The following is a 22,552-nucleotide window of genomic DNA, read 5'->3' on the forward strand; positions in this document are numbered from 1 at the left end:
TTGTTTAAGTCTCCAGACAAAACAAGCCCCGGAGCTCTCTGCTCCTCCAACCTTACTTTGCACCTGCGAGCGCGCCACGAACTGCTCAACATCGTAGTGTTGAGGGCTAACTTTTCCTGTTGCGGTATTATTTATCCGGTAAGCCGGACTTGAGCGAAACTTACTCTCCTTCCTGATTGGTCACCAGAGTTCCCACTTGCTCTCCGAACATGATCCTACGGAGATTGGTCGGTTCGTTGATGTCAAAAACGATGATTGGCATCTTGTTTTCGGCACAAAGAGCAAACGCTGCCTGGTCCATTATTTTGAGGCCTTTGTTCATTACTTCCCGGTAAGAAATCTGGTCGTACTTGGTGGCCGTTGGATCTTTTTCCGGGTCTGCCGAGTAAATACCGTCCACGCGGGTCGCCTTGAGAACGATGTCTGCTTTGATTTCATTGGCGCGCAGAGCTGCCGCACTGTCGGTCGTAAAATAAGGGTTGCCGGTGCCCGCGCTGAAGATCACCACCCGGCCTTTTTCGAGGTGACGGACGGCGCGGCGGCGAATGTACGGCTCGGCGATCTGTTCCATTTTGATGGCCGAGATCAGGCGGGTGAAAACGCCGTGGGTCTCCATCATGCTTTGCAAAGCCATGCCGTTGATGACCGTAGCGAGCATCCCCATGTAGTCACCCTGGGTGCGTTCAACACCAGACTCTGCAGCAGACAATCCCCTGAAAATATTACCTCCACCGATTACTACCGCCACTTCGACACCTATATCAATCAGTTCCTTAATTTGCTTGGTGTAGTAGGTAAGCATTTTGGAATCGATGCCGTACTGTTGGTCGCCCATAAGGGTTTCACCACTCAGTTTCAACATTACTCGACGGTACTTGAGGGCCATGTAGAAGGAGATTTTTTTGCCGTTACACTCCGGCGGCGCTAAGATAGGTGGATAGTTTCAATTGCGGGTGGTTGTGAGCCTTTCCATCCCGAATTCTCGCCCATACTGAAGTGCCGGAACTGACGTCAACGGGCAAATTTCAACTGGCAGTGAGCACGATGATTCCGGACCAATCAGGGCGCAATCGCAGGAGCAGAGCGGGTTTAACGGCAAAACCGTCGGACCGCTCTCCTTCCGAAAACCGGGCGGACCAACCAACAATACGAAGTTCCACCTTATTTATCGCGTAAAAGTTAGTCTTTCGTTCCCTATACCTTGCGCCCCGCAAGCAGCGTTATATCCGTCCAAACAAACTTCTCTGCCATCGTTCGTTTCCTCTACTTCGCCCTACCCTGCCTGTTTCTGATTTCCGCGTGTAAGCGAGACACAAACGGAGACCTCCTCTTCGAGGTCCCCTACCCCGTTGTAAACTTCGTCATCCCGGCCGGAGTACCCAGCTTCCAGACATTTGTTATTTCTCAGAACAGTGTTCCTACCGGCCTGGTGGAAGCCATGCGGGTAGCCAACGTTACGGCCGACGACATTGACGTCTACGGCGGTCTGCGCGCCCGGGTGGTATCACTCTCCGGCGAAGACTTCAGCGAAATCGAGCGCATCGAATTGCGCGCCTGCCCGGTAGGTACTGCATTCGGGTGCGACCAGGCTTCGATCGTGTTCAGCCAGAGCGACCTCTACCGCCGTCGCCAGCAATCGGTCGACCTAAGTCCTCAGCTTCTCAACTTCAAGAACCTCTTTCTTGGCAACGACAACGTAAGGATCGAGCTCGTTTTCCAACCCGGCATCACCACTTCGCAAACTATCGAAGCCCGCCTCGAATGGGCGGGCGCTGCCTTCGGGAACGTCGATTAGTCGTAAGTCTTTACGCCTGAGCTACCACCTAAAAATCAGCCTGCGCAGATCGCGCAGCGGTTACCCCGATTGTCTACGTCTTGCGCTTTTTCTTCTTAGCGGCCGGGAACAAAATGTTATTCAGGATCAACCGGTAGCCGGGGCTGTTGGGGTGCAGGCTCAGGTCTGTTTCAGGATCATTGACCAGGTGGCGGTAATCGGCAGGATCGTGACCAGCGTAGAAACTGAAAAAGCCTTCGCCGAAGTTCCCGTGCAGGTAGCGAGCTTCATCGGCAGCTTTGTTTTCGCCCAGAATCAGAGCGCTGGACTTGATATGTTCCTTCCGGAAGGCCGTCGTCTGGCCCATGAATCCTTTTACCGACCGGGTATGGTTTTGCGTCAGCATAGTAGGAACCGGATCCCACTTGGCACTGAATTCGAAGAGACTGAAGTAATCCTCGTTCTGCCGTACGGAGCGGGGGTTGTGGTCGATGGAACTGAACTCGTACTCGAGCGGATTACGCTGCAGCTTGAAGTTTTCGAAGACGAAGGTTTTGCTGAAGTCCAGTTTGCTCTGCGCTTGCGGGTCGATGGGGTCGCCGTCGTAATAATGGGCGCAGATGTCGACGCCGTCGGCAGCCAGAGCGATGTCGTAACTGTCGGTAGCGGAACACATCGCGAACATAAAGCCTCCGCCGCCAACGAATTCCCGAGTCTTTTTCACTACAGCAAGCTTAAGCTGACTGACCTTTTCGAAGCCGTTTTCGGCGGCCAGCTTTTCCTGGTAGGCCACCTGACGGCGGTACCAGTCGGCCGTATGGAAACTCCGGTAAAAACGGCCGAATTGCCCGGTAAAATCCTCGTGGTGCAGGTGAAGCCAGTCGTATTCGGCCAGTCTGTCGCCCAGCACTTCATTATCATAGACCGTTTCGTAGGGAATCTCGGCGTAGGAAAGCACGAGCGTTACGGCGTCGTCCCATGGCTGAACTTTTGTTCCTTCCCGGAAATTGAATTCCGGGGTATAAACCGCAATCTTGGGTGCTTTTTCCAGCTTCATCGCATCCATGTTCTTTTCAGGATTAGCGATCTCGGCCAGGATCGCGTTGAATTTTGCGTCGGGGATAACTTCGTACTTCACCCCGCGGGTAAGGCACTCCCGCTCGAAAGCGCGGCTGTGCTGAAAAGCAAAGCTGCCTCCACGGTAGTTCAACAGCCACCAGGCATCGATCTGGTTTTCGAGTACCCAGTAGCAAATTCCGTATGCTTTCAGGTGATCGGTTTGCTTGTCATCCATCGGGATGAGCATCGTGCTGGCTCTGAGGGCGCTGCCGCAGGTGCAGACGAAAAGGATTAGGAGCAGAGATAGTTTACGTAGACTCATTTCGTTTGGGGCTGTATTTATTCTTGGGAATAAAGATAACGCGCAGGGAAGGCTTTTAGGTGTACATACTCACGGGACAACCCTGGGTTAGCCCACAAACACCTTTTACGAGCCCGCCACAACGCAGTTGGGGCCAGACGAATCGCCTGGCCCCGTACCACTGATGATCATGAGTCGTATGAATACCTCCCTAAACAAGTCCCGGCACTACTGCTTCAGGAATTTACCCGAGTAGGATACGCCCTTCACTTCTGCCTGGAACAGAATCAGACCGGCCGATAAGCGACTCATTTGCTCTTCTGAGACTTCTATTTTACCGTTGTTCACGTAGGCGTTGAGTCTCGTCTTCTGGCCCCGAACATCGTAGATGCTTAGTGCACAGGTTTCGTTCAGGCTGCGGGCCTCGGCTGGCAGGAGTATGGCTACGTCCGAACTACTTGGGTTAGGGTACACCAGGCACGCTTCGGCAGGAGCGTTTGCCAGGTCCTCATGTGCTTCCACCTCTACCGCCGGAGTGCTAAAACTGTCCCCACTGTTTTTGAGCCCGGTTTCGTTGAAATAAACGATTTCACCGCTTACGATGATGTCGTGTTTCTTAGAAGTTCCCTTTGTAAGTTTTTCAACCTCGACATCGAACAGGTCTGCTCCTTTCGCCATCCCTGTACCTTTTGCTGGCAGCCAGATGATTTCGATCAGGGAGTCTGAGACCTGAGAGTAAACGTAATCGCCTTCGCTGGCGCCGTACTCGTTGGTCGGTTCAATTCCTTTCAGTTTGATATCGGCACCGGGCACTACTTCAATTTTGTACCGAACACCGCTGATGTCGCTCTCCGCGTCTTTTACGCCGAATTTCACCTGGGAAGTACCACCAAACTTCAGGCCGGTAAGTTTAAACGCTTCCGCAACAATCTCTTCTTCAACGAAAGCACCAGGAATGTCGGTCATCGACCGGTCGTAAGACATATCTACGTTGCCGTACTTGATCGCCAGGTAGCTCCACGTTTCGATGTCCGCTATCCGGGGGTCAGAGAGAGAGTAGTAAAGAGACGACCGGTTAGATTTCGAGGTGCTCTTGTTACCGATGTAAGTGTTGTTGTTCCCATCGGGCAGGTAAGATAAAAGCTCGCCGTTGTGCATCAATTCGGCGCTGAACGGATCTTCGTTGAACTGGTGATTAAAGGTACTGTCCTGCAATGCCGCCCGCGGGAAGAACAACCAGTTGTACACCAGATCATGGTTATGGCGATCTTCGAGGATTGCGCTTGACATATGCGTCAGGTCGGTCACAGTTACGCGCCCGTCGTAATTCATATCTGCAGCCAGGTGCTGGTAGGGAGAAGTGAAACCGTCCATACCAAGCACGTGTCGTAGCGTAAGGACGTGGTCCATGATCGAAATTCCGTGAGAAGCCTTTTTGTAGGGGAAATACTGGTTGGTATTTTCTTTCCCTTCGCAGTAGTTGCCAAGGCCGCTGAAACTGTAGAAACCGATAGAAACGCCTTCTTTCTCCTCATTGAAAAGATTGAGTTCATTGAGGTCAAAATCTATTTCGAATACGCCTTTGCCCAACGCTAAATCTCCGAAGGAGGTCACCGGGTGGTAAATGGTATTTACCCGGCCGTAGGGAAAAGGAATGGTCGTTTCGTTCCGCTTGTAGCTCGTGAGGATATCGATACGTCCGGTTGCAGCCATCAGTCTTGATTTTTGGTTCAGGTCCTGACAAACCGGAACGTCATTGTCTATGAGGAAAGACATATTCCCCAGGCTGCCACCATTGGCGTATGCGTATGGGTGGCTTCCTTCGGTCGTATCGGTCAGGGTTTGGTACACCCTTTCTTTTTGCCCGGGGGAGAGCGCTACCCGCGCCTGGTACTCCCAGGTGAAGTCCATCACGTTCGAGTAGTCTCTGAGGTAAACAACTTCTTCGCCGTTCACTTGCACGGGGCAGGAAACCGGACAGTTTGCGTCGAAGTAAGAGCCGTCGCCCTCGAAGAACTCCGTCCGGCATTCCTTCGTCATATAGTCTACGGGAGTGTCCGCGATTTTATCGCCGAAGCATTCTCCGGGGGTGAGGCCACCACAGTCCCGCTCCGGATCGGGATGGCTACCGGGAACAGGGGTATGGTCAGGGTACAAAGAAGGAGCATAGCGGCCCTGGGCATCTCTGCCAATGGTTCCGTGATTGGTATGCAGCAAGCCGAAGTAGTGGCCAAATTCATGCAGAATAAAAGGATGAATCCCGATACCTCCCGCGGGGATTTTAATCGCGTTGTCCGCAAACACACCGTAACCGGTAGACTCGCTGTTCACGAAAACACGAATAGAGTTGTTATCCTCCGCTTCGGGGTACCTCGCAAACAGATCGTCGATCATATTCGAGGGATTGGCCGTGAGGTTAGCAGCAGAATCCCGCAATACCGTGACGTTGCACAGGTACAGATCGATGTTGTCGTGCAACTCTTTGCTGACCGACTGCAGAGAGCTTTTAAAAATTTCCGTTATCTGCTCCGCGCTTTCGTAAGGAAAGGAGCTCGTTTGGGGCAGGTTGCCTGCCTCGTCTGCCAGGATGTACAGGTGCACGGGGAGGTTGTAGTTCCTGTAGCTTTTCACGGCAGCGACTCCTTTGGCTTTCCGGTTCTTCAGGACCGCAGTAAAGGCTTGCGCCTCGGCAGCGGAAAGGTCGGGAGTCGCACACGACACCCCCCGGTCCTGGCCGTAAAGCGGAACAGTGAAAACGAAGGTTAAAAAGAGCCATGCGAGGATGGCGAATTGGTTTGTTTTTTTTGAGAGAGATGAACACATAACACTTACGCTTGATAACAATCAGCCGTACCCAGCAGGAAGAGGGATCCCCCAACTACTGCTCATACTCCACTATCCGAAACAGATAGTGACAGTGTAGCGCGGCCTGCACAACCAACCGGAGGTGGTTGTGTAGCAATCCAATAAATCCGAAATACAAAATCTATACGTGCTAAGCAGAGCTTAGCATACACACATGATTGTGCCGCAAAAGAGCAGCAGGGGGAATACCCGTGTAGGAATGACTAATTGTAAGGTTTAAATTTGAGAGAGAGATAATACGCTTACAATATACGGCAAATAAGACATGTAAACAAAATCATATACTTGTCAGAGTATGATAACAGCCATCTGAATTTAACCTTTTCTACGGACTCTTAATAGCATCTACCCGGACTTTGGAACCGGTTATTGCACCTGCGTTCGCGCCTGAGCCCTTGGTCAGGCCGTGGCGCGACCGCAGGTGCAGAGCGGGTAGAACGCCAAGTTTCCTCCGCAAGCTTTTAAATTTCAATGACTAACGTCAAACCCACCTTTCTACGGGATGAGCAAAAACCTTCAGTTCAGCCACCCGAACGGCCGCCGGGCAAGCGGTTAACTAAAACCAACGGCAAACAGAGGAGGGCGGTATGATTTTCCTACGTACTTTTTTTAAAAAAAAGACTACGTGCTCCATGCAGAGATTCGTTAGGTGGGCTGCTGTTGCCCAACATTCTACCTCCGCAGAAGTAAACTCCGGTCCAAAATGAGTGCCAGTAACATCCCTTACACCTTTAGCACCTATCCCAAAATCACTGCACCACCCACTTCAAAGTCCGGAAGCTCCCGCTCCGATCAATGATCCGGACCAGGTAAACGCCCGGAGATAATTCTCCGGGCTGGAAGTTGACTTCCAGCTCCTGCAACTCTCCTCTCCGGCTTAGTTGGTCAAGTGATTTCACCTCCCTGCCGCTGGCATCGAGAATGACGATTTTCTTGAGGCTCCGGCCAGCACCATCAGGAAATGTGATTTTCAGGCTGCTTTGGGCGGCGGAGATAAAAGGGTTCGGGTATAATAAGAAGTGCTCCTTGATATAGTCATGCGCTACACTTGATACGACTTGGCATTCTCGGTAATCTTCGATGGACAGGCTGTCTAATGTAGAGATGTATTTTTGCTTAGTGTACCTTGATTCACAAGACAGATCGAAACAATCAAACCCAAGAAAAGGGTGTTGAATGTCGCCAATACTTTCTACCCATCTGCTTCTGTATGTCGTAGGAGATATCTCAAATGGAACTTTGAACTCAACAGTTAACCGAAGCAGGTTACGCCCACTACAGTCAATTGTATCCCGATCAGTTATTCGGTAGAGCACTTCATCTTCTTCAAAATTCTGCGGCCCTTTTATCAGCACGGAATCCCCAGCGTTCAGGCTAAAGTCGTATTGCAAATATTCTGGATAAAGGTCACCCAACCCTTCTCTCACAAATACTTTAGGGCCTTCAACTCTGTAGTAGCCAAGTTCTCTGGTCTCAAAATCATCTCCATCAACCGTTGTACTTTGCTCTACCTTATAGAGCCAGTTTTCATCGTGAAAAACTGAGTCTCTAGCGGTTATGGAATACAGTACCAATGGGCCATAAAATAGTTCTGACCGCGTCCATACAGGCTCGTGGGTTGGCGTAGGGAAGAACACCTGGGCTTTTGCTAAGGGGGAAAAGCAAAGAACCAATATGGGAAAAAAAGATAGTTTCATATCGAAAGAACGTCAGCCCCACCTCTCCACGAGATGAGCAATATAGCCACCCGAACGGCCGCCCGGCAAGCGGCCAACTAAAACCAACGGCAGGTGGAAGGTACGGTATGATTTTTTTTAAAAAATAGTTCTGGCGCAGAACTACTCCACCACCAACCTTTGCCCAAGCCCCAGAGCCCGCCCCCTGGCATCCAAACCCTGCACGAAGTAAAGCCCGGCCCGTAAACCGTTCACTGGCACCTGCGTCCGCGCCCCCGTACTTTTAGTCTGGCTCACTTCGCGGCCGGTGACGTCGTACAGGCGGTACGCCGCGGCGGCGCCCTCCACTGTAGTGCTTCCGGACGCCGGGTTCGGGTAGATTTTCAGCAACTGCTCACCGGCGAGCGCGTCGCGGGTGGATACCACCTCCTCCACCTGGAAATCCCAGATACCCCGGCCGTAGGTGCCAAAGCGCGCCAGGTTTTCCTCGTCGATGAACTCAACGGAGGTGTAACGCTGGGTGGGCGCGAACTGGCCCGAAAGATCGTACCAGCGCTCATCCGCCATCACGTATACGAAGGGGCCGGCCTCGGTGGCGGCAAACAGCAGCGTTTCCGCCTGGTTGGAGGCCAGGCCGATCACCGTCGTGGGCGGCAGACCGTCGCTCAGGGGCTCGAAGTTTTGGCCGCCGTCGGTCGAGCGCCAGACGGCGGGGTTGTTGTAGCCCGAGCCGGCCAGCCAGACGGTCTCCGGCTCCGTGCGGGAGGCGTGGATGGCCTGGCCGTAGAGGTACCAGCCCTCGGGCAGGAAGTTGAGGGTTTCCTCCCACGTTTCGCCCCGGTCGTCGGACGCAAAAAAGCGGCCGCGCTCGGTAGCGACGTAAAAGCGGTCCGGGTTGAGCGGAGAGTAGTTCATGGCGGAGATATTGCCCCCCGCTGATTCGAGGAAGTTGTAAGGCTTGTTCACGCCCGTCATTTCGCCGTAGCTGCTGCCCAAAATGTTACGGTCCATCGTTACCTCGATCAGGTAAGAGCCCGGCTCGTCGTCGACGGCGCTGCCGCCGCCAATGTAGAATTTCGTTCCTGATCCCGGCGGAGCCATCGAAGGCGCAATCCAGAGAAACTCATCTTCGCTCCTGATTTCGAAGCTCGACCACTGGTCCACTCCGTTGAGGAGGTTGTAGAAAGCGTAGGTGGTCCCGAAGGGGTAATGGCAAAAGACCACCTGTCCGTCGTCTCCGAATTCGAGGTGACCGTAGTCTCCGCTGATGTGCTGGTAGCCGCCCAGGATGTCCCGGTCACCGGTCCCGCTTTGCTCAAAAAACTGCATCCCCTGATCCTGCGATCCCGCAAAAATGAGCGCCGGGTCTTCCGGGTTTGTGCGTACATCGTAGTACTGCGACACGTTGAGGCCCTCGTTGGCGATATTGTACCAGAGGCTGTCCGATTCCTCAAGGCGGTTGAGGCCGCCGTGACTGCTGACCAGCACGCGCGGCGTACCGTCTGCCTCGGTAATCTGGGTTACGTTCATGATGTCGGCGTGGACGTACTTCGTGATGTCGTCGTAGTAATCATACCACCGATTGGGCTGCTTGAAGGTCTCGCCGCCGTTGTAGCTTACGAACAGTTCCACGGCGCCGAAGGCGACGAAGTCGGGGTCGGTTGGGCGAACGTAGATCGGCTGATTACTCCAGGGAACAACCTCAAGGTTGGGCATTTCTTCCCAGTCAAGACCATCGTTGTTGCTACGAAAGAGCTGATCATCGGCCTGCAGGTAGATTCGCAGGCTGTCGGTTCCCGGCTGAACGGCCGCCGCAACGCGGCTGCGGAAAAAGCCGTCGGTAACGATCGGCTGCTCCGCAATGAGTTCGTAAGCGTAGGTACCACTGTCGGCCTTTATTTCATAGAGTTTCACGTGCTGATTGGTGTGCATCTTCTTCATCAGCACGAAAGTCCGATCAGTGCCCGGCGCGTGGTGCAGGTGGGTAAGTTCCTGAATGAGGCTTCCGATCCGGGTAGGAGGCTGGTTTATTTGCTGGTAGCTCAGGCCGCCGTCGGTAGAATGGAAAATTCTGAACTGGCCGCCGCTGATGGCGAGCGAGGTCAGTATCGTACTGTCGGCGAGGGTGGCACTGAAGGCACTGGAGACATCATCGCCGTTCACCGGGCCGTCGTCGTTACTTACGGCGGCGTATTCCCAGCTTTGCCCGTTGTCGGTGGAGTACATCGGCCGGCTTCCGGAGTAAGCAATCAGGTTGCGGCCTTCCGGCGTAGGTACGAAGCCGAGGTAGGTTGCGTCGAACTCAATATCGTGGGTAACCAGTTTCCACTCCTCTTTTTCGTAGTCCATTTCCCAGATCGAGCCACCGTCGGCCAGGACAAAGAGGCGATTGGGGTCCAGCGGATCCTGAGCAACATCATGAACTGAGCCAGCGGTGTACTTACTTCCCCGCTCAAACCATTCCCCCAAAATGAGGCCGTTGGCAAAGGTTTCGGTACTTTTTTCGTGAGCTCCGTTCTTCCGTTTCTGGTGGCGGGCCATGGCGTTGCGGGCTTCCAGTTTGCGCCAGTTGGTACCTGGCGCCGTGGCGTGCAGGCGTTCCTCCCACACTTCGCGGGCCATTTCCTTGCGCTCGCCGTCGGCCTCACCGTTCAAACTGATGGCGGTGGGCAGAGGGTTGGGGACCGCTTTTTCGGGGGCGCGGTCGCAGGTGCAAAGGAGGAGTAAAAGAGCAAGGGAAATCAGGGAACGTCTCATTCTGAATAGGAGTAAATGGTGTCCTGCCAAGTTAGTCATTTTGGGTAAAACAAATAAACTCATGCACTTCGCCGAGAACTCGTTCTTTAGAAAAGTCTTCAGCGACAATTGAATTAAATTCATTTCAACACTTACGACATAAAACAATTGTATATTTGACTTACACCCCATTCTTTTAATTAAAAGAATATACATCCAATTCATTCAAAAACACCCTGTTTTATGCACCTAAACAAATAACTCATGAGATTTCAAAATATTTTCACACTATGCCTGGTGGCCTGCTGCATCTTACCAGCTGGCTGTATTGACGATGACCAGCCTGTGTCTGGCCCACTCCCCGAACCATTTACTTGTGCCTTAGGGTTCGACACAAACACCATGGATGAAACATGCGATTGCCCCGACCCTAAAGTCCGGATTGGAGACATGGAATGCCGTGAACTCGAACTAGGAGAATTTTACTCTGATATGAACGGCTGTCTGACCGATATAGGCATGATCTTTTATTTCGAGGCCGACACCGTTAGAAACGGCTGCTGTAGACGGATTCAGATGGAATTTCCAAGTTCCACTGCGTCAAGACCAATTTTCACCCCTGTATTTGGAAGGCAAACAAGGCTTGACAACGGAATGGATAGTTTGTCTTTTGAGGTTGGAGGAGGAGATTACTTCGTACCCGATCCCACCGGAGGAGAGTTTGATTTAGAAACCCGTTTCAGGGGGAAGTTTATCGATGAATTTACCATTGAAGGAACGTTTGAATGGGGGCCTGCATTCGATCAGCAAATTACAATTCAAACACACCCGGGAACTTTTCGCCGGCGAGCAGAATAATTCAATTATACGGTAAACCATTTTCTATTCGGAAACGGCACTGCGTAGGAGTTTTACTCCGATCAGAGAATCGGAGTAAAACTCCCCCACCATAAACAATTTGTGTTACCCGCTCAAAATCCCTACATTTGCAATAGTACCTGACTGATCCCAAGAATGAAGAAAAAGCAAAAGGTAAACCGTAAGTACAACTTCCCCGATGCCGATCTCTACCAGATGTGCATGGACGCCATTCGCCTGGCCAAGCGTGACCTGAAGCACTTCAAGGATTACGGCTACGACGGCAACCGCCTCAAGGGTTTTCACGCCCGCTGCCAGAAGTTCGTCAACGTCCCCGACGACGATGAGCTGCTCGGCGACCAGATGGTCGTAACCGATAAAAAATACGATGCCGCCGAAAAAGTCAAACACGCCATCCGGTCCGTCATGACCCGTGTGCGCATGAAGTTCAGCAACCGCACCGGGCGCTACCGTAAGTTCGGCACCTCCAAGATCGGAGACATGACCGACGCCCAACTCTTATTCTGTGGCCGCCGCGTCATTCGGGTTGCCCGCGCCCAGTGGGACTTCCTCGCCGAAACCGGCCTCAACGAGACCCACCTCAAAAAACTGGCCGATGCCTGCCAGGCTTTCGAAACAGCCATGAACATCCAGCAAGACAAGGTCGCTGACCGCGACATCGCCGTCGAAAACCGCATCGATGTCGGCAATATCCTCTACGATGAAATGATCAAGGTCTGCGACATCGGTAAAGACATCTGGGGCGAAACCGACCGGGCCAAATATGATGCTTACTGCATCTATGAGAGTAACAACGAACAGAAGATTATTGCTAAGAGCTAGAAGTAAGTAGTGGGTATTAGGTAGAATGTAGTAGGTAGTGCTCCGCACGCTGCAAATGCGACGGACACAACAGGCAGGACATGTAGATAAAAGGTAGTGAATAGAACTACCCACAGCTTTTTCTATGCGGGGAGACTACACACCATTAAGGTTCCGTTTTTCTTTACGGAGACCCATCGTTACCAGTCTTCATATCGAGATCAATACCGCATTTCCTCCCGCGCATCGATGAAGTAGACTACGTAAATATCCCGTTTTCCCAATCCGTCTTTGCGGTCGCTGGCTAAAAAGCCGGTGAAGGTATCTGAGGCCAGGCGGAAGTGTGTGTCGTCTCCGGCAGAGTTCAGCGGCATTCCCGCATTCTCGGGAACGGTAAACTGTCCTTCCACACCTGCCACCCGAAAAGTACGGACGACATCGAATCCGCCCACGCTGTGGGCGGGATCGTTGGTACTGAAGTAGATCGTGCGCCCGTCGTTGGCCACGAAGGGACAAACCTCATCGTAAGGTCCGTTCACGTTTGGCCCCAGGTTCTGGGGCGGCCCAAAGCCGCCGTTGGGGAGCCGTGGGAGCCGGTAAAGGTCCAGGCCTCCGTAGCCTCCGCTACGGTTACTGGCGAAGTAGACAGCATCGGCAGCTCCGTAGTAGGGCGTCATATCTCCCGTTCCCGCCGAGATGGGTACACCTGCATCCAAGGTCACCATCTGGTTGGTATTGGTCCGGAAAGTATCCATCAGGTAGCGACCGTCGGTACCGTTATTACCACGGTAGTAATAGAGTCGTTGCCCATCGGGGCTGATGTCGATAAGGCTTTCCTGAGCGGAGGTATTGATGAAATCGTTGAGGGAAGAAGGTGTCCCCCAGCCAGAGTCGGCGTTACGGCTCACGACGATGTCGCTCTGCACCCGCCCTGTGGCGATTTCCGGACGGACCAGGCTGAAGTACAAGCGTCCGCTTCCGACCGGGCTCGGAATGGGTCCGAATTCATCGTATTCCGAATTCACCCTTGGCCCCATATTTTCGGCCACCATTTGATCGGTGACGAAGCCGGCGCGCACACCGTTGTCTACATTTCTCAGCAGGTTAACGACCGTCCGCCGCTCGGGCCCGTCGTCTCCGAGCGTACGCAGATAGCGTTTGTACTCCGTAGCTGCCCTTACAAAGCGGTGCTGGGTATGATAAATCCGGCCGAGGTAAAACCAGACCAGGGGGTAGTTGTCTTTCTCCCGCTCGGCCAGCGCCAGCAGGCCAGCTTCGGCGGCCAGCAGATCATTGGCATGGAACTGGCTCACACTCAATAGCAGGCTCGCTTCAGCGTCGCCTTCAATCCCCTTAATGGTCTGCAGGGTACGGATAGCACCAGGGTAATCGCCCGTTGTAAATTCGCGGTTAGCGCGGTCCAGTTTATCCTTCCGCTGCGCGGTCAGAAAGAGCGGAAACACAACAAACAGGAGTAAAGGCAGCCAGCGCCACTTAATCGTAACGGTCTTTCTCAGCAGAAGTGATTTGTTCATATTCGCAGCCTTTACTCCTATTATATTTTACACGTCCGTTCTGCTATCGTCAAACGCTTCGAGGTAATCACCGATACGTTTGAGGAAGGAGCCGCCCATCATTCCGTCCACCACCCGGTGGTCGTAACTGAGCGACATGAACATCATCTGACGAACGGCAATCAGATCGCCGTACTCCGTCTCCACTACGGCTGGTTTCTTACGGATTGCGCCTACGGCGAGAATAGCCACCTGGGGCTGGTTAATGATGGGGGTTCCCATCACATTGCCAAAGGTACCAACATTCGTGAGGGTGAAGGTTCCGCCCTGAATGTCTTCGGGCTTAAGTTTGTTTTCGCGGGCGCGACTGGCCAGGTCATTTACCGACTTGGTCAGTCCCATCAGATTCAGTTGGTCCGCATTTTTAATGACGGGAACGATGAGGTTTCCGGTTGGCAGCGCAGCAGCCATACCGATGTTGATATTGCCTTTCTTGATGATATTCGTTCCATCCACCGACACATTCACACCCGGAAAATCACGGATGGCCTTCGCTACGGCCTCGATGAAGATCGGCGTAAAGGTGATGTTCTGGCCGTGCTTAGCTTTGAATGGGCCCTTCACTTTGTTGCGCCAGTTCACGATGTCGGTCACGTCCACTTCGATAAAGCTGGTTACGTGCGGGCTGGTCGCTTTGCTCATCACCATATGATCGGCGATGAGTTTACGCATCCGCCCCATTTCTACGATTTCGTCGGTGCCGGACAGTGTTGGTGCAGGCGTGTGGACTGGCTTGGCTGCCGGAGCCGACGTCGGAGCTGCGGCAGATTGTGGTTGGTTTGTTCCGTTCAGGAAGCTGTTGTCCCGCCGTTTCAGGTAAGCCATCATATCGGCTTTGTTTACACGGCCGTCTTTGCCCGAACCGGGGATCTGATCCAGTTCGGCCTGGCTGATGTGCTCGGCCTTCGCGATCGTCCGTACGAGTGGGCTGTAAAAGCGGCCTGCGGAATTAGCGACCGTTGCGGTAGCCGGCGTGCTTTTTGGCGCGGCCGCAGGTGCAGCAACCGGTTGAGGGGCAGGCGCCGCGGGAGCTGGCGGTGCCGGAGCGGGCTCGGGGGTTGCGGGAGCTGCCGATCCTCCGGTAGCCGGGCTGGCGGACACCTCAGCACCAGCTTCGGTTTCAATAAGTGCAATAACCTCGCCGACGGCAATGGTCGCATCGACATCGAACAAAATTTTGCTGATGGTACCATCTACAGGACTCGGAACTTCGCTGTCTACTTTATCCGTCGCGATTTCCAGAATGGTATCGTCCACTTCTACACTGTCTCCAACCTGCTTTACCCAGTTAAGGATGGTTGCTTCGATGATGCTTTCACCCATTTTGGGCATAATAAGTTCTACGAGAGCCATGGCTTTTCAGTTTTATTCAGTTTACGGCTGGTTAGGCCTTCATTTGGTTAGGTGAGGGCGAAATTACGGTTTTTCCCGTTGGCCCCGCATCCTGATAGCAGAAGTCCGTCGTGACTGGCCAAAGATTAGAATTTACGAGCACACGCCAACAGCGAGCACACGGCCGGGGGAGGTATCTGAACGCCCTAACATCCGAAACATTTATTCTTCCGCGAACCAATAAACAAGCATTCTCAACAATCCTTTATCCCCTAAAAAAACAATATTAAACGCAAGCCGCAGGCCGCATACGCCATATAATTTTCGTTTCCTATATTACCATTCCTAAAACGACCTAACCTAACCATTCATTCACTAAAAACCGTTTTCTATATGTATACTTCCCTTGGGAAAGCCGGCCTACTGCTGGTTTTCACCCTCCTAACCCATGCCACTATGTTGGCTCAATTCACCGTCTCAGGTAATGTTTCCGATTCGGACGGCTTCTCTCTTACCGGTGTTTCTGTCTTGGTAGTCGGCACTACTTCGGGTACAGTAACCGACATTGATGGCAATTTTTCGGTTCAGCTTCCCGCCAACAGCGAGCAACTGCGCTTCAGTTACACAGGTTTTGCTCCTCAGACGGTCAACGTCAGCCCCTCCACTAGTGAGCTCAGCATCATCATGAAAGAAGACATCGCTAATCTCGAACAGATCGTAGTTACCGGCCTGGCTTCTTCCATTAAACGCTCGAACCTTGCCAATGCTGTTTCTACCGTTTCGGCGGAGGAGCTAACCGGTGTAACCAGTCAGCAGACCGTAGACGGTGCACTATACGGCAAAATGACCGGCGTAAACATTACCCAGTCCTCCGGAGCTCCGGGCGGAGGCTATGCGATTCGCCTGCGGGGCGTTTCGTCTCTTTCCGGCAACAACCAGCCGCTGATCATTCTCGATGGTGTCTATATCTCCAACGTGGAGATACCCAGTGGCTCCAGAAATGCGTCAGGAGCAAACGCCGGCAATGAAGAAGGAGCATCGAACCGACTGGCAGACATAAACCCTGATGACATTGAGTCAATGGAGGTCCTGAAAGGTGCTTCTGCAGCAGCAATTTATGGTACCCGCGCCAACGCGGGGGTAATCATCATCACCACAAAACAGGGAACCTCTGGCCGCACGGATATCAGTTTCAATCAGGATTTTGGGTTTAATACCATCATCAAAAAAGTCGGCCGGCGCTCTTATACTGCAGACCAGGTAGAGGAAGCCTTTGGAGCCGATGAGCGTGCCATCTTCGAAGCAGCCGAAGCCCGGGGAGAAATCTTCGACTATGAAGATGAAATTTACGGAGAACAAGGTTTCATCTCAGATAGCCGCCTGCGCATCAGCGGCGGCAACGAAAAGACCAGCTTCTTCCTCAGTGGAAGCTACCGCGATGAAGATGGGATCGTTAAAGGAACCGGATACGAACGGCTCTCCACCCGCCTCAATGTTACCCATAAATTCAGCCAGCGGCTGAAAATACAATCCAACACCAGCTACATCCGCTCCAACTCCAACCGGAGTTTCTTCGGCAACGAAAACGATGGTGGTCTCAGTTATGGCTACACGCTTGCCTTCACCCGCGACTGGTACAACCTCTTCCCCGATGAAAACGGTAATTACCCCGACAACCCTACAGCGGCTGGTAACCCCATCCAAACCCGCGACCAAACACGGAACACCGAGAACATCGACCGGGTACTGCAGGGCGTAAACCTCCAGTACAACGTACTTCAGAAAGACAACCAGAACCTCAAGGTCGTTCTAAACGGAGGGGTAGACTTTTTTCTCAACCAAACGGAGGTGTATGTACCCGAAACTTTCCAGAGCCAGCGAGGCCTGCAGAATGGTTTCCTTGGCGTTGGTAAAAACAATGTTTTCAACGTCAATTACAGCGCCATCGCGGTACACAGCTATTACACCCCTAGCGACGTCAGCTTTACCACTCAGGCGGGAATCACCTACCTCAATTTCGAAAACGACTTCGTTTACAACCAAACGACTCAGCTCATCCCCGGCCAACAGAACCTGACCCAGGGTGGCGCTCAGTCTATCACTCAGACCCTCAGTTCTACCGAAGAGTTCGGCTTCCTGGCTCAGGAAGAGGTTAACATTCAGGACAAAATCATTGGTACGGTAGGCGTTCGCTTCGATAAGTCCAGCTTGAACGGCGACCCGAATAAGTATTACGCCTTTCCCCGGGCATCGCTCGCCCTTAACCTCACTGAGTTTGACTTTTGGGACCAAAGCTCGTTCGTCAACCAGTTTAAGCCCCGCATCGCATACGGCCAGACAGGAAACAGTGCTACCTTCGGGCGACTGTTCACTTCCCTTACGCCAGTCGGGATTGGAGGCCAATCCGGTTTCTCCGTATCCGGAGCCCAAGGCAACAGCGAACTGGAGCCGGAAACAAGTACGGAGTTAGAGTTCGGTGTTGATGTTGGGCTGGCCCAAAACAAGGTCAACCTTTCCGCTACCTACTACATTCGGGACGTAAAGAATCTCCTGTATGATCGCTCCCTGCCAACCTCCTCCGGTTTTGGCAATGAAATCAGAAACGACCTCGACCTGCGCAATACCGGCTTTGAATTTCAACTTGGCCTTAACCCGGTCAGGACGGCCAACCTCGATTACAGCACCACCCTCAACTTCTGGTTCAACAACAGCGAAATTACCCGCCTCGGAATTCCGGATGGTGAAAGCGGCGACGACATCCCGAGCTTCGTCCCTCCCGGCGCAGGCTTTGGCCTCGGTCTTGGTACTTTCTACATCGACGAAGGCAGCCCCATTACCGGCCTTTGGAGCAACGGGGAAAACGGACCGGAACAGATTGGAAATACCGAACCTGACTTCCAGTTTGGCTGGGGCAACAACCTCAGCATCGGCAAAAACCTGACCGTAAGCGCACTCTTCCACTGGCGTCAGGGCAGCGACATCCTTAACCTGACGCGCCTCCTGACGGACATCGGAGGAACAACACCCCGCTCAAGCGACGACCTTGAAGGCTTCATCGAAGATGGATCCTATTTCCGCCTCAGAGAAGCATCCGTTTACTACGACATTCCGCTTCAGAGCGACTTCATCCGCGGGCTGAAAGTAGGTGTTTCAGGACGTAACATTTTCACCCTGACCGACTACAGCAGCTACGATCCGGAAGTCAGTGTAAACGGCGGATCGGGCTTATCCTCCAACCTGGAGGTAGGACCATTCCCGTCTTCCAAGCAATTTTATTTCCACCTTGGTTTCAATTTCTAAACAACCATTCCTTCTCCCCACGAAAGTGGGGAAAAGTCAAAAATATCTTCACATGAAATTCACTCATGCTTTACGCGTCACTTTTCCGGCGCTCCTACTGCTTTTCTCACTTCTATCCTGTGAAATAGAAGAACAGTTTGACCCCAACGGACCAAGTATCAACAGTGTCCTCTCCAATGCCACTCCTTCTGAACTGAACCTGCTGGTAACCGGCATCGAGGCCAGAACGCGCGATGGTTTCTCCAACTACGTAACGGCATCCGGCACCATCGCCCGGGAACTGTATATTTTCGATGCCGACCCGCGGAACACTTCCGACCTGCTGGGAAAGGACGAGACCTTCATTGACGCCAATACTTTTTACCTCACCGCCCCCTTCAGCTCGCGGTACCGGGTCGTCAAAAACGCCAATGTCCTGCTGGAAGCAGTGAACAACACCACGCTAATCAGTGCCGACGAAGCCGACGGCTACCGTGGCTTTGCCAATACTATGAAGGCTCTGATGCTGAGCCAGGTTCTCGACCTTCTGAACGAAAACGGTATTCGTGTCGACGTTGCTGACCCTGAAAACCTGGGACCTTTCCTCAGCAAAGAAGCCAGCTATGACGCCATCCTTGCCCTTTATGATGAGGCTTTCACCCAGCTGCAGGGCAGCACCTTCAACTTCACCCTCTCCAGTGGCTTTACCGGTTTCGACACACCGGAAGAATTTGCGAAGGTCAACCGTGCACTTTCTGCCCGTACCGCAACCCATGCGGAGAGGTACCAGGAAGCCCTGACCAGGGTCAACGCCAGCTTTCTTGACCTGAACGGAGACCTCAGTTCCGGACCAGAGCATATCTTCGGTACCGGAAGCGGAGACATTCTCAACCCGCTCTTCAAGGCTCCCGGGCAGAGCGGAGACCAACTCATCGTTCATCCCCGGATCATCGCCAACGCAACCAGCGGAGACGCCCGCCTCGGCAAATTCCGAATGAGAGTGAGCTCCAGCTCGGTAGACGGACTGACCGGAGATTTCGAAACAGCATTGTACGAGTCTGTCACCTCCCCGATCGATATTATCCGCAATGAAGAACTCGTCCTTATCTGGGCCGAAGCAAGCATTAATACCGGTGAGTACGACGACGGCGTAACGGGCATCAACATAATCCGCAATGCCGCCGGCATTGGTGACTACAGCGGTGATGTATCCGAAGATGCTCTTATTGACGAGATGCTTTACCAGCGCACCTACTCCCTCTGGGGCGAAGGACATCAGATGTTTGACCTGCGCCGCTACGGCCTGCTCAACGCCGACTACCTGCCGATTGACCGGGTCGGAGATGACGTGTTTACCCAGTTTCCTATTCCGCTCTCCGAAGGGCAATAGCGAAAATCACCGGCGAGAACCGCCTGACTAAAAAACGGGTGCGTCTCCAGAATGGAGGCGCACCCGTTTTACGTTACCGGCAGGGAGAAAGCTCATCTGACCCTCGGAGCAGGAAAATAAGCATGGGAGCATACTCCCGAATAACTTTCTCTGCACCTGCGACCGCGCCTGATTTCCTTTACTGCTTCACAAACCGTACCACTTCGGTGCCGGAAGCCCGCGCTACGCGGAGCAGGTAAACGCCCGCAGACAAACCGCTCAGATCTGCCCGGTCGCTACCGGCGGGTAGCTCGCGGAGCACCCGGCCGTTGGCATCAAGAAGGCTGATGTGATCGCCAGCGGAGGTATTGCCCCCGAAGCGAATTTCGGAGCCCGCAGGGTTAGGCCAGACGCTGAATTGCGCCGCCGTAATGCTGACAAGAACAGGGCCGTAAACCGCCGCAGTCCCGTCCGTATCAATTTGCTGAAGGCGGTAGATATTTTCTCCCTGCGCAGGCGCTTCGTCGGTAAATTCGTAACGGTTGCTCCGGCCATTCAAAGCAGGAACCGTACCTAGAACCGACCAATGTGTACCGGACACGAGCCTTTCTACAACAAAGTACTGGTTGTCAATCTCGCTAGCGGTTTCCCAGTCCAGCAGCACCGTTTTACCGTCAGCCTGCCCCGTGAAAGACAAGAGTTCTACGGGGAGCGGGTCGTCGGCGTCTTCGTTGTTCATACAGGGCGAACTCGTTTCTCCCGAGGCAGAAACCGTGGAGTGCAGCTGGTAGCCACCGTCCAGGTTACCGTCGGGGCTAAGGGCAAGCGACTCCTGTACATCTGCTTCAACTCCGTAGGCATACTGCTGCAGAATCAGTCCGTTTTCATCGCGTAGAATAATGACGTCTCCGTCGTTGTTGAGGCCGATGAACGGTGCATTCACCAGCTGGCAGCCCGCTGGCATCGGGGTCATTCCCCCAACGATTACCAGACCTTCTCCCGGGTTCAGGAAAGTACCCGCAGGGATATCGATTGTCGTTCCGGCTCCTTCCTCGACGCTGTAATCCGAAACGTCCAGTACCGTCAGGCCACGGTTGTACAATTCAATATATTCGTACTCACCAGCACCTGTGTTTGGCGAGGCGTAAAATTCGTTGATTACGAGGTCTCCGACCGGCACACACAGATCTGCATCAACGGTAGCGTTGATGACGAACTCTTCAGTTCCGGTACAGGCTCCGCCGCTGATTGTGATCGTGTAGGTGCCTCCTTCCTGCAAACCACTAAGCAGTATTTTTCGGGTATTGGCTGCGCCCGTGCCTCCTTCTTCGGTTGCGGGATCGTTTCCGCTAACGGTAACACCGCCGGAGGCGGTGACCGTAACACCTGGCTCAGAACCAAAGTAGCGGATTTCGGCACTCACAGCATCGGTACCTGCAGTAAAGTCATCGCAGAAGAGACGGATGGGATCGAGGGTCAGGTCGCAGGTAGACACACAGGTTCCGGTGGCCACGCTGCCGGTAACGGAGTAAGCACAATCTCCGGCCATATCGGTAAACGTGATTTCGTAACTCGTGCCTTCCACCAGGTCGGGGCTGCTCAGGTCAATAGTTCCGCCGTTGGTTGTTGTGGGGTCGTCGCCATTGTTGGTGAATGCGCTGGCGGGGTTGCCATCCACCAGCAACGCCAGCGTTCCGTCGGCGTCGGAGCCCAGGTAATCAACGGCAAGTGTGTATTCGTTGGGCGTGCCGTTCGTAAACGCAACGCACGTCTCAGTAGCGGAGGGACCGAAGGAGCTTACGCCGCAGGGCAGGCCGGGGTTATCGGCCGTAACGATGAAGTTGTCGAAGGCAACGTAATCATCGCCCGCCTGGTCGACGTAAATAGTTACACCAACACTACCAGCGCCTCCAGGAACGATGTAAGAAACCGTTCCTGCGTAAATCTCGGTAGAAGCGCCATTGGCTCCATCAACGATCTGAACACGGCCCTGTGGCGTTCCGTCAACGCTGAATTCATAGAAAATATCATCGCCGCCATCAAAGTCATAAGCACGGTAGAAAAACTCAAAAACCACGTCTGACTGACCAGTAACGTCCACAGGCCCAATGGTGAGGGACGTTTCTGCACTGCCGGGACTGAAAGAGTTTTCGCTTACCAAGAAGAGAAAATCACCGCTAACGGGAGCTCCGCTAACGTTATCCGGCCGAGTAGTTGATTGCGTATCGCCGGTATCCGTAGGTGTCCCGTCGGTATCGTCACCGTTTGCGTCATAGATGCCAAAAAACTCAGCGGACCCATTGTCGGCGAATGGTACTGAACTAGAGACTGTCATCTCCGTCCCGTTCCCGTCAAAGTCCATAACAGCAACGGTAGTTTGGGCGCGGACGCTGGTGCAAAGTAGGGTGAGAAGCAAGATAAGCGCTCCGGTAAAACGGTAAAGTCTGTTCATAACTATCGTTGTTTGACTGATTTTGAGCCTGTTAGAGAGGGACTGGTAAAACTTAGACAAAGTTAATAACCCCAATGTTAGGTCAGGGTGAAGTTTTGTTGCGGCCCGGACTTCTTGCCCAATTGCTCCTTCGGGGTACGCTCGGTCACCGTGCTTTCAGCCGAAGATTTACTCTTGCCAAGAGTATGTTGAACCACAAAACATTCACATCTGCCCCCTAAAAACACCTCTTGGCACATTGCCAGGGAAGCCAAAAAAATGGAAAATATTATTTTAACTTTCACTTTACCAACACTTTCAATTTCCCGCCCTTCCTTGTGAATCAGGTTGTCGGCCCTTCGTAATTGCCCCAATAACAACAGCTATCTGGGGCAGTTTTGCCGCAAAAGCTGGGCTCCAATATCCTGGCCACACGCAGGGTCGGGGTCTTCACTTATTTCATCGAAGGGTCTCAG

Annotated in this window: 13 protein-coding genes; 5 read left to right on the forward strand and 8 right to left on the reverse strand. The window is 53.1% G+C overall.

Translation table 11 applies throughout. The annotated features are described in order from the left end of the window. Window positions 1-160: 160 nt before the first annotated feature. Window positions 161-886 (reverse strand): UMP kinase, encoded by a 726-nt coding sequence (gene pyrH, locus FUA23_RS13040; RefSeq protein WP_147931187.1) that lies wholly within the window; start codon window positions 884-886, stop codon window positions 161-163. Between the two features lie 315 nt (window positions 887-1,201). Between pyrH and FUA23_RS13045 the strand changes: the two genes are divergently transcribed. Continuing rightward, window positions 1,202-1,795 carry a hypothetical protein gene (locus tag FUA23_RS13045; RefSeq protein ID WP_147931188.1) on the forward strand — a complete coding sequence of 198 codons (594 nt, stop codon included), beginning with the start codon at window positions 1,202-1,204 and terminating at the stop codon, window positions 1,793-1,795. A gap of 73 nt (window positions 1,796-1,868) precedes the next feature. Here the strand turns inward: FUA23_RS13045 and FUA23_RS13050 are convergent, their stop codons facing one another. The 4 genes from FUA23_RS13050 to FUA23_RS13065 all read right to left on the reverse strand — a co-directional run bounded on the left by FUA23_RS13050 (window position 1,869) and on the right by FUA23_RS13065 (window position 10,432). Further along, window positions 1,869-3,155 (reverse strand): asparagine synthetase B, encoded by a 1,287-nt coding sequence (locus tag FUA23_RS13050; protein ID WP_147931189.1) that lies wholly within the window; start codon window positions 3,153-3,155, stop codon window positions 1,869-1,871. Window positions 3,156-3,362: 207 nt separating this feature from the next. After that, a complete protein-coding gene (locus FUA23_RS13055; protein WP_147931190.1) occupies window positions 3,363-5,957 on the reverse strand; it encodes a hypothetical protein in 2,595 nt (864 codons plus the stop codon). A gap of 791 nt (window positions 5,958-6,748) precedes the next feature. Then, window positions 6,749-7,696, reverse strand: coding sequence for a T9SS type A sorting domain-containing protein (locus FUA23_RS13060; RefSeq protein WP_147931191.1), 948 nt, complete (start codon window positions 7,694-7,696; stop codon window positions 6,749-6,751). Window positions 7,697-7,837: 141 nt separating this feature from the next. Continuing rightward, window positions 7,838-10,432 carry a T9SS type A sorting domain-containing protein gene (locus FUA23_RS13065; RefSeq protein ID WP_187271014.1) on the reverse strand — a complete coding sequence of 865 codons (2,595 nt, stop codon included), beginning with the start codon at window positions 10,430-10,432 and terminating at the stop codon, window positions 7,838-7,840. Window positions 10,433-10,675: 243 nt separating this feature from the next. Here FUA23_RS13065 and FUA23_RS13070 point away from each other — a divergent pair, with 243 nt between their 5' ends. Beyond that, window positions 10,676-11,269: a hypothetical protein gene (locus tag FUA23_RS13070; RefSeq protein WP_147931193.1), complete on the forward strand. Its 594-nt coding sequence runs from the start codon at window positions 10,676-10,678 to the stop codon at window positions 11,267-11,269. A gap of 156 nt (window positions 11,270-11,425) precedes the next feature. Further along, window positions 11,426-12,112: a hypothetical protein gene (locus tag FUA23_RS13075; RefSeq protein WP_147931194.1), complete on the forward strand. Its 687-nt coding sequence runs from the start codon at window positions 11,426-11,428 to the stop codon at window positions 12,110-12,112. 200 nt (window positions 12,113-12,312) lie between these two features. Here the strand turns inward: FUA23_RS13075 and FUA23_RS13080 are convergent, their stop codons facing one another. Beyond that, window positions 12,313-13,626, reverse strand: coding sequence for a TolB-like translocation protein (locus FUA23_RS13080; RefSeq protein ID WP_147931195.1), 1,314 nt, complete (start codon window positions 13,624-13,626; stop codon window positions 12,313-12,315). Window positions 13,627-13,653: 27 nt separating this feature from the next. After that, the gene (locus tag FUA23_RS13085; RefSeq protein WP_147931196.1) at window positions 13,654-15,018 is read right to left on the reverse strand and encodes a dihydrolipoamide acetyltransferase family protein; all 1,365 of its coding nucleotides are present in this window, start codon (window positions 15,016-15,018) and stop codon (window positions 13,654-13,656) included. Between the two features lie 372 nt (window positions 15,019-15,390). Between FUA23_RS13085 and FUA23_RS13090 the strand changes: the two genes are divergently transcribed. Next, the gene (locus tag FUA23_RS13090) at window positions 15,391-18,297 is read left to right on the forward strand and encodes a SusC/RagA family TonB-linked outer membrane protein (RefSeq protein WP_147931197.1); all 2,907 of its coding nucleotides are present in this window, start codon (window positions 15,391-15,393) and stop codon (window positions 18,295-18,297) included. A gap of 52 nt (window positions 18,298-18,349) precedes the next feature. Further along, a complete protein-coding gene (locus FUA23_RS13095; protein ID WP_147931198.1) occupies window positions 18,350-19,666 on the forward strand; it encodes a RagB/SusD family nutrient uptake outer membrane protein in 1,317 nt (438 codons plus the stop codon). A 178-nt stretch (window positions 19,667-19,844) separates the two neighbouring features. On the opposite strand, the gene FUA23_RS13100 is transcribed toward FUA23_RS13095, so the two are convergent. Further along, window positions 19,845-22,097 (reverse strand): lamin tail domain-containing protein, encoded by a 2,253-nt coding sequence (locus FUA23_RS13100; protein ID WP_147931199.1) that lies wholly within the window; start codon window positions 22,095-22,097, stop codon window positions 19,845-19,847. Between the last annotated feature and the right edge of the window lie 455 nt (window positions 22,098-22,552).

Source organism: Neolewinella aurantiaca, from assembly GCF_008014675.1.
GTDB lineage: Bacteria > Bacteroidota > Bacteroidia > Chitinophagales > Saprospiraceae > Neolewinella > Neolewinella aurantiaca.

Bases quoted from the DNA above. Each gene is read 5' to 3' on its own strand.
- pyrH (WP_147931187.1), bottom strand. From the start codon at position 886: ATGGCCCTCAAGTACCGTCGAGTAATGTTGAAACTGAGTGGTGAAACC.
- FUA23_RS13050 (WP_147931189.1), bottom strand. From the start codon at position 3,155: ATGAGTCTACGTAAACTATCTCTGCTCCTAATCCTTTTCGTCTGCACC.
- FUA23_RS13055 (WP_147931190.1), bottom strand. From the start codon at position 5,957: ATGTGTTCATCTCTCTCAAAAAAAACAAACCAATTCGCCATCCTCGCA.
- FUA23_RS13060 (WP_147931191.1), bottom strand. From the start codon at position 7,696: ATGAAACTATCTTTTTTTCCCATATTGGTTCTTTGCTTTTCCCCCTTA.
- FUA23_RS13065 (WP_187271014.1), bottom strand. From the start codon at position 10,432: ATGAGACGTTCCCTGATTTCCCTTGCTCTTTTACTCCTCCTTTGCACC.
- FUA23_RS13070 (WP_147931193.1), top strand. From the start codon at position 10,676: ATGAGATTTCAAAATATTTTCACACTATGCCTGGTGGCCTGCTGCATC.
- FUA23_RS13075 (WP_147931194.1), top strand. From the start codon at position 11,426: ATGAAGAAAAAGCAAAAGGTAAACCGTAAGTACAACTTCCCCGATGCC.
- FUA23_RS13080 (WP_147931195.1), bottom strand. From the start codon at position 13,626: ATGAACAAATCACTTCTGCTGAGAAAGACCGTTACGATTAAGTGGCGC.
- FUA23_RS13085 (WP_147931196.1), bottom strand. From the start codon at position 15,018: ATGGCTCTCGTAGAACTTATTATGCCCAAAATGGGTGAAAGCATCATC.
- FUA23_RS13090 (WP_147931197.1), top strand. From the start codon at position 15,391: ATGTATACTTCCCTTGGGAAAGCCGGCCTACTGCTGGTTTTCACCCTC.
- FUA23_RS13095 (WP_147931198.1), top strand. From the start codon at position 18,350: ATGAAATTCACTCATGCTTTACGCGTCACTTTTCCGGCGCTCCTACTG.
- FUA23_RS13100 (WP_147931199.1), bottom strand. From the start codon at position 22,097: ATGAACAGACTTTACCGTTTTACCGGAGCGCTTATCTTGCTTCTCACC.